General features: G+C 53.6%; 12 protein-coding genes. 10 read left to right on the forward strand and 2 right to left on the reverse strand.

Annotation, left to right across the window (positions count from 1 at the left end; genetic code table 11):
- Positions 1 to 18 precede the first annotated feature (18 nt).
- From glnP to ybiO, 3 genes are all read left to right on the forward strand, one after another.
- Positions 19 to 678 carry a glutamine ABC transporter permease GlnP gene (gene glnP, locus OGW17_RS14165; RefSeq protein ID WP_012133162.1) on the forward strand — a complete coding sequence of 220 codons (660 nt, stop codon included), beginning with the start codon at positions 19 to 21 and terminating at the stop codon, positions 676 to 678.
- Complete coding sequence (gene glnQ, locus OGW17_RS14170; RefSeq protein ID WP_012133163.1) at positions 675 to 1,397, forward strand: glutamine ABC transporter ATP-binding protein GlnQ; 723 nt, start codon at positions 675 to 677, stop codon at positions 1,395 to 1,397. Before glnP ends, glnQ begins: the two co-directional genes overlap by 4 nt.
- 118 nt (positions 1,398 to 1,515) lie before the next feature.
- Positions 1,516 to 3,750, forward strand: a complete 2,235-nt coding sequence (ybiO, locus tag OGW17_RS14175; protein ID WP_071259631.1) for a mechanosensitive channel protein — start codon at positions 1,516 to 1,518, stop codon at positions 3,748 to 3,750.
- Here the strand turns inward: ybiO and rlmF are convergent.
- Positions 3,747 to 4,673 carry a 23S rRNA (adenine(1618)-N(6))-methyltransferase RlmF gene (gene rlmF / locus OGW17_RS14180; RefSeq protein ID WP_047457955.1) on the reverse strand — a complete coding sequence of 309 codons (927 nt, stop codon included), beginning with the start codon at positions 4,671 to 4,673 and terminating at the stop codon, positions 3,747 to 3,749. The genes ybiO and rlmF overlap by 4 nt on opposite strands.
- Positions 4,674 to 4,960: 287 nt before the next feature.
- Between rlmF and mcbA the strand changes: the two genes are divergently transcribed.
- The 3 genes from mcbA to ybiJ all read left to right on the forward strand — a co-directional run bounded on the left by mcbA (position 4,961) and on the right by ybiJ (position 6,228).
- Positions 4,961 to 5,221 carry a DUF1471 family periplasmic protein McbA gene (gene mcbA / locus OGW17_RS14185; RefSeq protein ID WP_012133167.1) on the forward strand — a complete coding sequence of 87 codons (261 nt, stop codon included), beginning with the start codon at positions 4,961 to 4,963 and terminating at the stop codon, positions 5,219 to 5,221.
- Positions 5,222 to 5,413: 192 nt separating this feature from the next.
- Positions 5,414 to 5,680, forward strand: coding sequence for a DksA/TraR family C4-type zinc finger protein (locus tag OGW17_RS14190; RefSeq protein WP_071259633.1), 267 nt, complete (start codon positions 5,414 to 5,416; stop codon positions 5,678 to 5,680).
- A gap of 287 nt (positions 5,681 to 5,967) precedes the next feature.
- Positions 5,968 to 6,228: a DUF1471 family protein YbiJ gene (gene ybiJ / locus OGW17_RS14195; RefSeq protein ID WP_012133170.1), complete on the forward strand. Its 261-nt coding sequence runs from the start codon at positions 5,968 to 5,970 to the stop codon at positions 6,226 to 6,228.
- Positions 6,229 to 6,349: 121 nt separating this feature from the next.
- On the opposite strand, the gene ybiB is transcribed toward ybiJ, so the two are convergent.
- Positions 6,350 to 7,318: a DNA-binding protein YbiB gene (gene ybiB / locus OGW17_RS14200; RefSeq protein WP_071259635.1), complete on the reverse strand. Its 969-nt coding sequence runs from the start codon at positions 7,316 to 7,318 to the stop codon at positions 6,350 to 6,352.
- Positions 7,319 to 7,571: 253 nt separating this feature from the next.
- Here ybiB and OGW17_RS14205 point away from each other — a divergent pair, with 253 nt between their 5' ends.
- From OGW17_RS14205 to OGW17_RS14220, 4 genes are all read left to right on the forward strand, one after another.
- The gene (locus tag OGW17_RS14205; RefSeq protein WP_047457960.1) at positions 7,572 to 8,108 is read left to right on the forward strand and encodes a fimbrial protein; all 537 of its coding nucleotides are present in this window, start codon (positions 7,572 to 7,574) and stop codon (positions 8,106 to 8,108) included.
- 69 nt (positions 8,109 to 8,177) lie between these two features.
- Positions 8,178 to 8,852, forward strand: coding sequence for a fimbrial biogenesis chaperone (locus tag OGW17_RS14210; protein WP_012133173.1), 675 nt, complete (start codon positions 8,178 to 8,180; stop codon positions 8,850 to 8,852).
- Positions 8,853 to 8,882: 30 nt separating this feature from the next.
- A complete protein-coding gene (locus OGW17_RS14215) occupies positions 8,883 to 11,426 on the forward strand; it encodes a fimbria/pilus outer membrane usher protein (protein ID WP_081353218.1) in 2,544 nt (847 codons plus the stop codon).
- Positions 11,427 to 11,448: 22 nt separating this feature from the next.
- A complete protein-coding gene (locus tag OGW17_RS14220) occupies positions 11,449 to 12,438 on the forward strand; it encodes a fimbrial protein (protein WP_071259638.1) in 990 nt (329 codons plus the stop codon).
- The last annotated feature ends 3 nt before the right edge of the window (positions 12,439 to 12,441 follow it).

The raw sequence follows: 12,441 nt of genomic DNA on the forward strand, positions 1-12,441 counted from the left end.
CGGTAACAGGAACAATTTATGGAGTTTGACTGGAGTGCCATCTGGCCCGCCATCCCGCTGTTGATTGAAGGCGCCAAAATGACCCTGTGGATTTCAATCCTTGGTCTGGCTGGCGGCCTGGTCATCGGGCTGCTTGCGGGTTTTGCGCGCACCTTTGGTGGTTGGATCGCCAACCACGTTGCGCTGGTCTTTATCGAAGTGATTCGCGGTACGCCTATCGTTGTGCAGGTGATGTTTATCTACTTCGCGCTGCCGATGGCGTTTAACGATCTGCGAATTGATCCCTTCAGCGCTGCCGTTGTCACCATCATGATTAACTCGGGCGCGTACATTGCAGAAATCACGCGCGGTGCGGTGCTGTCTATCCACAAAGGTTTTCGCGAAGCGGGCCTGGCGTTAGGGCTGTCTCGCGGCGAAACCATTCGCCACGTTATTTTACCGCTCGCGCTGCGCCGTATGCTGCCGCCGCTCGGTAATCAGTGGATTATCAGCATCAAAGATACCTCGCTGTTTATTGTTATCGGCGTCGCTGAACTGACTCGTCAGGGGCAGGAAATCATCGCCGGTAACTTCCGCGCGCTGGAAATCTGGAGTGCCGTTGCGGTGTTCTATCTGATCATTACGCTGGTGCTGAGCTTCATTCTGCGTCGTCTGGAAAGAAGGATGAAAATCCTGTGATTGAATTTAAAAACGTCTCCAAGCATTTTGGGCCAACCCAGGTGCTGCACAATATTGATTTGAACATCAAACAGGGTGAAGTGGTGGTCATCATCGGGCCATCCGGCTCCGGGAAGTCCACTCTGCTGCGCTGCATCAACAAACTGGAAGAGATCACGTCCGGCGAGTTGATTGTTGATGGTCTGAAAGTGAACGATCCGAAGGTGGATGAGCGGTTAATCCGTCAGGAAGCCGGCATGGTGTTCCAGCAGTTCTATCTCTTCCCGCATCTGACGGCGCTGGAAAACGTCATGTTCGGGCCGCTGCGCGTGCGCGGCGCGAAGAAAGAAGATGCCGAAAAGCAGGCCAAAGAGTTATTAGCGAAAGTCGGGCTGGCAGAGCGCGCGCATCACTACCCTTCCGAACTTTCCGGCGGTCAGCAGCAGCGTGTGGCGATTGCCCGCGCGCTGGCGGTGAAGCCGAAAATGATGCTGTTTGATGAACCGACCTCCGCGCTGGACCCGGAACTGCGTCACGAAGTGCTGAAAGTCATGCAGGATCTGGCGGAAGAAGGGATGACAATGGTCATTGTGACCCACGAAATCGGCTTTGCCGAGAAAGTGGCCTCCCGTCTGATCTTCATCGACAAAGGGCGCATTGCGGAAGACGGTAATCCGCAAACCCTGATTGAAAATCCGCCCAGCCAGCGTTTGCAGGAGTTCTTGCAGCACGTTTCCTGAGGCACGCCCCTCCCTTCCGCCTGGAAGGGAGGGTTTCCCCGGAATCCTCCCATTTCAAATCCCTCCCCTTTAAGCATCTATACTTATCTTTTTGCTTATATTTCTCACAGGAGGAGTCATGCGGCGGACCCTGTTCATCCTCTTTTTACTGCTGGGCGCCCCCGCGCATGCGGTCGCGATCCCCGGCGTCACAACGGACGCCTCAGGCAGTCAGGAGGCCGCGCCTGCGGCTGAACCCGATGTCGAACAAAAGAAAGCCGCCTACGCAGCGCTGGCGGATGTGCTGGAGAACGAGACCTCTCGCAAGGAACTCATCGACCAGCTACGAAAAGTCGCCGCCACGCCGCCGCCAGAGCCCGTCCCCACGATAACGCCGCCCACGGTTACGGAAGAAAAAACGGTGCTGGAGAACGTAACCGACATCAGCCGGCGTTACGGAGAAGCCCTCTCCGGGCGCTTTGCCCAGCTTTATCGTAACATCACCGACTCGCCGCATAAGCCGTTTAACACGCAGGCATTTACCAATGCCCTGACCCACTTCCTGATGCTGGCAGCCTCGGTGTTTGTCTTTTACTGGCTGATACGGCTTTGCGCGCTGCCGCTGTATCGCAAAATGGGTCAGTGGGCGCGCGCAAAAAATCGCGACCGCAGCAACTGGCTACAGCTTCCCGCAATGATTATCGGCGCATTTATCATCGATCTGCTCCTGCTGGCGCTGACCCTGTTTGTCGGGCAGATACTGAGCGACAGAATGAACGCCGGCAGCCGAACCATCGCCTTTCAACAAAGTCTGTTCCTGAACGCGTTTGCCCTGATTGAGTTTTTCAAAGCCATTCTGCGCCTGATCTTTTGCCCTAACGTAGCGGAGTTGCGTCCGTTCACAATTCAGGACGCCAGCGCGCGCTACTGGAATCGCCGTCTGAGTTCGCTCAGTAGCCTGATCGGCTATGGTCTGATCGTCGCCGTGCCGATTATCTCCAACCAGGTCAACGTCCAGGTCGGCGCGATGGCGAACGTCATCATCATGCTGTGCATTACGCTGTGGGCGCTGTATCTGATCTTCAAAAACAAAAAAGAGATCACCCAACATCTGCTGAATCTCGCGGAACGGTCGCTGGCCTTTTTCAGTCTGTTTATTCGCGCCTTCGCGCTGGTGTGGCACTGGCTGGCCAGCGCCTATTTTATCGTGCTGTTTTTCTTCTCATTGTTCGACCCGGGCAACAGCCTGAAGTTTATGATGGGCGCGACGGTACGCAGCCTGCTCATTATCGGTGTCGCCGCGTTTGTTTCCGGCATGTTCTCACGCTGGATAGCCAAAACCATTACGCTGTCGCCCCCTACGCAGCGCAACTACCCTGAGCTGCAAAAACGGCTGAACGGCTGGCTGTCAACCGCCCTGAAAGCCGCGCGAATCCTGACGGTTTGCGTGGCGATCATGCTGTTGCTCAACGCCTGGGGGTTATTCGACTTCTGGAACTGGCTGCACAACGGCGCGGGAGAGAAAACCGTCGATATTCTGATCCGCATTGCGCTGATCCTCTTTTTCTCTGCGGTCGGATGGACCATCCTCGCCAGCCTGATTGAGAACCGCCTGGCATCAGATATTCACGGCCGCCCCTTGCCCAGCGCGCGTACCCGAACCCTGCTTACGCTGTTTCGTAACGCCCTGGCGGTGATCATCAGTACAATCACTATCATGATCGTGCTGTCAGAGATTGGCGTGAACATTGCCCCCTTACTGGCCGGCGCCGGGGCGTTGGGGCTGGCGATTTCGTTCGGTTCGCAAACGCTGGTGAAAGATATTATTACCGGCGTATTCATCCAGTTTGAAAATGGGATGAATACCGGCGATCTGGTGACTATCGGCCCGCTGACCGGTACGGTGGAGCGAATGTCGATTCGCTCGGTAGGTGTACGCCAGGATACCGGGGCGTACCACATTATTCCGTGGTCTTCGATTACCACCTTCGCGAACTTTGTGCGCGGCATTGGTTCGGTCGTGGCTAACTATGACGTGGATCGCCATGAAGATGCGGATAAAGCCAATCAGGCATTGAAGGACGCGGTGGCTGCGGTGATGGAGACGGAAGATATTCGCGGGTTGATTATCGGAGAACCGTCATTCTCCGGGATCGTCGGGCTGACCAATACCGCTTTTACGCTGCGGGTCTCCTTTACCACCTTGCCCTTAAAACAGTGGACGGTACGCTTCGCGCTCGACAGCCAGGTGAAAAAACATTTTGATCTGGCAGGCGTTCGCGCGCCGGTGCAAACGTATCAGGTACTGCCCGCACCGACGATCGGTCAGGCGCCAGCGACAGACCCCCTGCCGCCGAGCGAACCCACGCTTTAGCGCTTACGCGCCATAAAGCGGCGACGCTGATCGTCATCCATAAAGGTCCAGGCAATAAAGCGGCTCTGCTTTTGCCCCTGGGCCATCTCCTTTTTGACCACTTTTACCGCCCCGACGTCCGTCAGCGCGCGGTACAGCGGCGGCAAATTTTCGCCGCGCGACACTAACGTGGTGAACCACATCACCTGGCGGCCAAAGGCCTGGCTTTCCGCGATCATCGTTTTGATAAACGCCACTTCCCCGCCTTCGCACCAGAGTTCCTGCTGCTGGCCGCCAAAATTCAGGGCATCGTTTTTATCCTGCCCCAGATTGCGACGTTTGCGCTCACTTCCCGCACGGGCAGAAGCCGCCGAATCGTGGAACGGCGGATTGCACAGCGTGGCGTCATACTGTTCATTCTTATGAATGATGCCGTTGAAGATTGCCGCAGGATCTTTCTGCCGACGCAGACGAATCGATCGGGTTAATCCTGGGTTGCCGCTGATGATCGCCTGGGCGCTGGCCAGCGCCTGCGCATGGACTTCGCTGCCGGTAAAGCGCCAGCCGTATTCATGCACGCCGATAAGCGGGTAAATGCAGTTCGCTCCTGTCCCCACATCCAGCACGCTCGCATCCGCCGGAATCGCGCCTGTGGTTTCGCCCAGCAGATCCGCCAGATGGTGAATATAATCGGCGCGGCCTGGCACCGGCGGGCACAGAAAGCCTTCGGGAATATCCCAGTTTGCCACCTGATAGAAATACGCCAGCAGCGCTTTATTGAGCGCCTTGACTGCCAGAGGATTCGCGAAATCAACGCTTTGCTCACCCGCAGGCGTACGGGTAAGAAATTGCGCCAGTTCTGGCGTGACCTGGCATAACGTCGCGAGATCGTAACGATGATGATGGCGATTACGTGGGTGCAATCCCGGTTTCTGGGCAGACATGGCATTCTCCTTTTAGCAGCGGCGTAAGATACTCGCATAACGCAACGCGGTAAACAAACCTGACGGAGAAAGCCCGCTTATACCGCAGACGAACACGGGTCGCTCCGCAGCGCTTAGCGACAAAATCCTGGAAAATCAACAATCTGTATGTCATTGATTTGTCAATATTCGTCAAAAAATATCGTTCAAAAAACAAGCACATCATAATCAATTTTTTGCGTTAATTTTGCGTCATCAACGTCCTAAACTTATGAGGCACCACCTGTTGTTTCTAAGAGGATGCCGTTATGAAAAAATGCCTCACCGTACTGGCTGCTGCTCTGCTCACTGGCATGAGTTTTAGTGCATTCGCCGCGCAGCCGCTTAGCAGCTCAGAAGCAGGCCAGCTCAGACCCGCCGGGACCGTCTCGGCGACGGGCGCGACGACGCTGAGCGAACTTGAAAATAAACTGGCAGAAAAAGCGCGTGAACAAGGCGCCAAAGGTTTTGTCGTCAATTCTGCCGGTGGCGATAACCAAATGTATGGCACTGCCACTATCTACAAATAACCCCCTACCAGGTAACTGCATTCCCACCGAATGCAGTTTTCCTTAGCATGGAAAACGTCCCCCCGTCTTTTTCATTCGCTGATGTTTTTCGCTGACTGATATACCGGCCTGCTTCTGCGCTATTGACTGTACGATTTTTGACCCCATATTCACTACACTTACCGTGTGGAATAAAGGGGGAGGAACAGGTATATGGCATCCGGGTGGGCGAACGACGACGCCGTTAATGAACAAATCAACAATACTATTGAAGATGCTGTCGCCCGCGCTCGCGGCGAAATTCCTCAAGGCGAAAGCCTGCATGAGTGTGAAGAGTGCGGCGATCCTATCCCGGAAGCGCGGCGTAAAGCCGTTCCGGGAGTAAGGCTATGCATTGCCTGCCAGCAGGAGAAAGATTTACATAACGCAACATTCTCAGGATATAATCGCAGAGGATCGAAAGATAGCCAGTTACGCTAACTTTTCTTTACGTAAAACAACAGCGTAAGCATGTTCTTTTACTCTCATGCTTTTTCACCTTCTGCGTGGCAAAATGTGCCGTTACTCTCTCTTCTGTAAAGTGAAACGGCAAGAAGCGTAAATCCATGTTTTGAATTTATTAATAATCAATAAGTTATTTGTCATTCAAATTATTTGATGGATGACGTCAATTCTATTCGATTTTATCTCCCGCAAAAAACCGTGATACTTATCACATCGACGGAACAACGTCTTACTACACAAGAATAACCTGCGAGAGATTAATCATGAAAAATATCAAATATGCTGTTGCTGCTATCGCTCTGTCTACCCTGTCATTTGGCGTTTTCGCTGCCGAGCCGGTAACGGCTTCCCAGGCACAAAGCATGAATAAAATCGGTGTTGTTTCTGCGGAAGGCGCCACCACTCTGGATGGACTGGAAGCGAAACTGGCTGAGAAAGCGGCAGCTGCCGGCGCAACCGGTTATAGCATCACTTCCGCAACCAACAACAACAAAATGAGCGGCACCGCTGTTATCTACAAATAATTTCACGTGTTTCTGTTATACCCGTCTGTTTGCCGACAGACACACTGCTCCAACCCTCATTGAACCTGTGTTACCCTTGTTCGCCCGTCCGCCACTGGACGGGCTTTTTTTTGCCTGACGCTTAAAAATGCTGCGCTACCCGCGCAAGCCCTTCCGTTAACGTCGCCGCTTCTCCCGTAGCCACCAGGCAGCACGCCATCTGAATTTTCAGGGAAGCCGGGATCGGCTCGCTTCCCGCCAGGCAGCGCTCAATCCAGCGGGCGGTGGTTTCCGGGTCTTTTGCCGCAGGCAGCGGCACCGGCTCGTCGGGCATCTCGCTCTGGCGATCCTGAAGCACCTGCACGCCGGAACGGTCGATCAGGCTGATTTGCGGGCAACGCTGTGGATTGGCATACACCTCCCCTTCCGTGCCGTGCATCAGCAAACCGCGCCCACCGATGTCGGCAAAAAATTTCGCGACGCGCAGAACATACTCCGGGTGCGAGACGCTGGACAACCGCAAGGCGGCATCTTCCGCAAACGGCGTCGCTAACTTCGCCAGCGTGTGCGCGCTGTTACGCACGCCCAGCCGCCAGCGCATTGCCAGCTGTTTTTCCAGCGGCGGGCACAGCGTACCAACAGGAATAAACACCGGCTCGTGTCCATCCAGCTTCGCCTGAGCCTGACCGGCGTGCAGCGTCGGCGCAATCCCCATCAGTTCGAAAATGGTCTCCGTCAGTACGCGCGTCGGATCTTCGCTTACGCCATGTACCACCACCGGAAAGCCCAGTTTATGCAGCAGAATCGCCAGCAACGGCGTCAGGTTCGCCTGTTTGCGCGCTCCGTTGTAGCTGGGGATGACAATCGGCATCGGTTTGGCGACCGGCGGCGTAAGCGTAATCGTGTGGTTCTGCATGGCTTCATAAAAACCCAGCATCTCCGCTTCGCCTTCCCCTTTAATACGCAACGCGATCAACACGCCGCCCATTTCCAGTTCGGGCACATCGCCATTCAACATATGGGTATACAGGCCGCGCGCGGTATCCTGATCCAGGTCGCGGGCGTGATTTTTACCTCGACCGACCTCTTTGATGATTTTGCGATAATCCATGACATTCTCCACTGCGACATTTTTTTAACAATATAGCCCCTCTGGAGACCCGGCCGTTAGTTTTTTATCTCAGTCATCAATCACCTGTTTTTGTAGTAATTATTAAAACGCAAGCATTAGTTCAAATATTTGTGATTTTTATACACGATTCTAATCCGTAAACAATCTGATTAAATATCCGGCGAAGAGTTATTGAGGGTCCACGGTGAAAACGTTCAGGCTGGTTTTCACCACTTATACACCAGGATTTATGATGAACAAGGTTGCTTTAGGTTTATTCATCGCTGCAACAGTAGGATGTTCCGCATCCGCATTTGCGGCAACAAATGGCGAAGGTCAGATTAACTTTACGGGTGAAATCATTGACTCCGCTTGTCAGGTCGTTAATGGGTTAAGTAACCCGCTAAATGTCGAGTTGGGCAGAGTGTCTAAAACCGTATTTTCTGGCGCAGGCTCTACCAGCACACCAACGAAATTCGATATTCAGTTAAAAGACTGCCCGGAAACGGTGACCTCTGCCGCCATTAATTTTGGCGGTACGCCGGATACGGATAACAGCACGACCCTGGCATTAACGCCAGACACGGAGACGGCTACCGGTGTGGCAATTCAGTTGCTCGACTCGTCAGAACAACCCGTCAGCTTATATACCCCTTCCCGTCAATATCCACTGACGGCAGGAAGCACGGTAAACGATCTGGAATTTGCAGCGCGTTATATTCAGACTCAGGCTGCCGTTACGGCCGGCCCGGCAAATTCCGTATCTACCTTTACCGTTATCTATAACTGATATTATCAATCCGAAGATATTAGCCCTTTCTTCAGGGCTAATATCTTTTATTCATGCTGAGAAATATTTATGCGTCACGGTTATTTACTGAGCACTCTTTTTCTGGTAGCAGCGACAGCGCATGCTGGCGTTATTATTAACGGCACCCGTCTTGTTTACCAGGGAGACAAAAAGGAATCCTCGCTTGGTCTTTCAAACCCAGATTCAACGGACTATCTGGTACAATCCTGGGTCGATTCCGGCAGTAAAAATCCGGGCAACACCCCCTTTTTGATTACGCCGCCGCTGTTCCGCCTGAATGCGAAAGAAGACAACGTTCTGCGGGTTATTCGCACAGGTGGCAATCTGCCTGAGGATCGTGAATCGCTGTACTGGCTGAATATCAAGGCTATTCCATCCTCAAAACACGTTGAGGGGGTAAATACCCTGCAAATCGCGATCAACACGCGTATTAAATTATTGTATCGCCCATCCTCCGTGAAAGGTAAGCCAGAAGAGGTTGCTGACAAACTGGAATGGCATCGTGAAGGTCACGATCTGGTCGTCAATAACCCGACGCCGTTTTATATGAATTTCCAGAGCGTGATGATTAATGGTCATAAAATCAGTAAAGCGACCTGGGCAGTACCTGAAACGGCAACCCACATGGCTCTGCCCGCCAATACTGACGGTAACACCGTGACCTATTCCATTATTACTGATTACGGCAGCATCAGCCGAACCTGGTCTAAGCCTGTCCATTAAGATAACGGCGCACAGGCAATTAAAATAATCATGTACCGCGATAAAAAGCCGTTTTCCTGCAAATTATTCACACTGCTGCCCCTGTTATGTGGCCTGGCAGTGTTCTGTTTTGCGCAGCAAACGCGGGCAGATGATTATTTTAACCCGGCGCTCCTGGATATTGATAATCCCCGACAGGAAAAAACCGATTTATCGGTATATGAAAAAGGTCAAGGACAAGCACCAGGAAAATACCAGGTATCAATCTTTATTGATAATAATAAAGTCGACACCCGCGATGTCACATTTAAATTACAGAAAGATGTTAAGGGCAACCGTTCACTCCAGCCCTGTTTCAGCCTGGATGATTTAAAGAGTCTCGGTATTAAAACGAAGGCGTTTCCGAAGCTCATGGCACAAGGAAAATGTGCAGATTTAAGCGTCATCCCCGCCGCTTCCGCCACGTTTCGCGTGCGCAACCAGCAGCTATTGCTCAGTATTCCCCAGTCAGCGCTGGGCCAGATTCCGCGCGGTTATATCGACCCAAAAACGTTCGATGAAGGCATTACCGCCGGTCTACTGAACTACAGCGCCAACGCCAGTCAGAGCGACGCCCGCCGGCAGGGTGAACAGGATAACAGCAGCCAGTATGTCAACCTGCGTCCCGGGTTCAACATCGGCACCTGGCGCGTGCGCAATTACTCAACCTGGAATCGTAACGTCACGGGCCATGACGAACAGCAGAAATTCTCGTCTGTTTATACCTACGCGCAGCGCGATATCGTGGCGATGAAAAGCGATCTCACGGTAGGGCAAAGCGCCTCTCCGGCGGACGTGTTCGACAGCGTGCCTTATACCGGCGTACAACTCAATTCCGACAGCGACATGCTGCCGGATAGCGAAAAAGGCTATGCGCCGATTATCCGTGGCACCGCACACAGTAACGCCCTGGTGATGGTTCGTCAGAACGGCTACGTCATTTATCAGAACACCGTAGCGCCAGGCGCATTTGAAATTAACGATCTCTACCCGACGGGCAGCAGCGGCGACTTGCAGGTCACCGTCAAAGAGACGGACGGCAGCGAAAGCCATTTCGTGGTGCCCTACGCCTCCGTACCCGTGTTGCAGCGTGAAAAAAATCTGCGCTACAGCGTGACTGCCGGTCGCTATCGCGCCTATGACAAAGACGTCGAGCAAACTCCATTTGCTCAGGGGAGCGCAATCTACGGTCTACCTTATGGTTTTACCGCCTATGGCGGCGTACAGCAAAGCCGCCATTACCAGTCGCAGGCGATCGGCACCGGGAAAAACCTGGGGGATTTAGGCGCGTTTTCTGTCGACGCCACGCGGGCCAAAGCATTGCTGAAACAGCAGCAGGCCAGCACGGGGCAGTCATGGCGCGTGCGTTACAGCAAAGATTTTGCAGGAGCAGGCACCAACCTTTCCCTGGCCGGGTATCGCTATAACAGTAAGGGTTTTTACACCCTGGAAGACACAATGGAGTCCTATACCCGCGCCAGCGACTGGTCCGCCCCGCAGCAGCGCCGCGCGCGTACCGAAGCCACTGTCGATCAGACGCTCGGCGAGAGCTGGGGGTCTTTTACGCTGAGTCTGGTCAAAGAGACCTACTGGAGCCAGCGCCAGGATATGACCTCCATGAGCCTCAGCTACAACAACAGCTGGCATGGCGTGAGCTATAGCCTGAGTTACAGCATGAACAAAAACACCAGCGACAGCGATGAAAACGGTGAGTCCGTTACCCATGACAACCAGTTCGCGCTGAGCGTTTCGGTTCCACTCGACCACTGGATGCACAACACCTGGGCGACGTACAACCTGAACAACAGTCAAGACGGCGCCACGCAAAACATTGGCCTTAACGGTACCGCTCTGGCCGAAGACAACCTGAACTGGAATATCCAGGAAGGCGTGAGCAATACCGGAAGCGGCAACTCAACCAGTATGAATGCCGATTACAAAGGAACCTATGGCGAAGTGAGCGGCGGCGTCAGCCAGGACAGCCATCAACGGAGCGTTAATATGGGTCTGCAAGGCGGCGTTGTGGCGCACGCCAACGGCATCACTCTGACGCAACCGCTCGGTGAAACCATCGCGCTGGTGAAAGCACCGGGAACACATGGCACACACATTACCAATCAAACCGGCGTCAAAACCGATTTTCGCGGCTATACCGTTGTGCCATTTGTATCAGCCTACCGCCACAACACGATTGCCCTGGACACAGAAACACTGCCAGACGATGCCGACGTAACCCATGCCGCGCGAATAGTAACTCCAACGCGCGGCGCGGTAGTCCGCGCCAGTTTTAACACCCGCGTGGGCAGCAGGGTTTTAATGATGCTCACGCAAAACGGTAAGCCGTTGCCCTTTGGCGCAACCGTCACCACCGACGATAAAGACAGCGAGTTTATTGTTGGCAACGGCGGTCAGACTTATCTCTCCGGTTTACCTCAGCACGGAACGCTCTTCGTGTCGTGGGGTCAGGATGCCAGCGAGCACTGCGTCGCAGAGTACACGCTAACGGATGAGAGACATAAAACCAGCATCATTAACGCTGCCGCGCAGTGTCATTGATTCACCATGCAGACTCAACATTATGCAAATGATTAAACAGTGTTTTTTCCTCCTGATTTTGGCCAGCGCAGCCTTGTTTATGCCGCATGCAAATGCGGCCTGCACAACGCCGGATATGCCCAAAATGATCAACGTGGCATCTGTTTCCGTACCGACGACGCTGGCGATTGGTGAGACCATTCCAGGAACAGAGCAAACCGTACACGTTGCCGGACAGTGCGATCAAAGTATTGATAGCGGTCTGGAAATTGTCTCCTGCTATTACGGAACAGGCGCTGAGATACCAGGCCTGAAAGGGGTGTACGACTCCGGGGTGCCCGGCGTTGGCATCGCGCTGATGAACGAGCAAGGCCAGCGGATCAGCGGCGCAGGCGGCGTACAGTGCGATTCACGCGGCACGCCGATCGGTTATGTATCCAGCGATGGGCAGCAGTCATTTAACTTCAACGTCACGCTTGAGCTGGTGAAAACCGGCAGTGACGTGACCTCCGGTACACTGGTGCAGGCGCAAACAGAGTTTGGGATTGGCGTGTTTGGTCACGAAGGTATCGGGAGTCCTAACCACATTGCCTATGCCGGCAATGTGGATCTCGAAACCGTAACCTGCTCCGTGTTACCGAAAAACCTGACCGTCAATCTGGGCGACTTTCCGATCAGTGATTTTATGGGAGTAGGCACCCTCTCGATGCCAGCACAGAATTTTAACGTTACGGTCAACTGTAATTCCACCGTACAGCCTGAAGTGAAGATCACCAGTGCGAATGGCTACGAATCGGGTTTTGCCGGCGTGATGAAGCTGACTCAGCAAAGTGGGATGGCGACCGGCGTCGGCGTCAGAATGCTGTTTGATGGCAATATCGCCACCTTCGACAACTACGTCAACACGCAAAGCGAGGCAAAAGCCAACGAAACGCTGGATATTCCGTTCCAGGTCCGCTATGAGCAAATCAGCGACGACGTTACGCCAGGCCCGGCAAATACCGTCGCCACGATTACGCTGGCCTATAAGTGATCG

Source organism: Citrobacter sp. CK181, from assembly GCF_030333595.1.
GTDB classification, from domain to species: domain Bacteria; phylum Pseudomonadota; class Gammaproteobacteria; order Enterobacterales; family Enterobacteriaceae; genus Citrobacter_B; species Citrobacter_B koseri.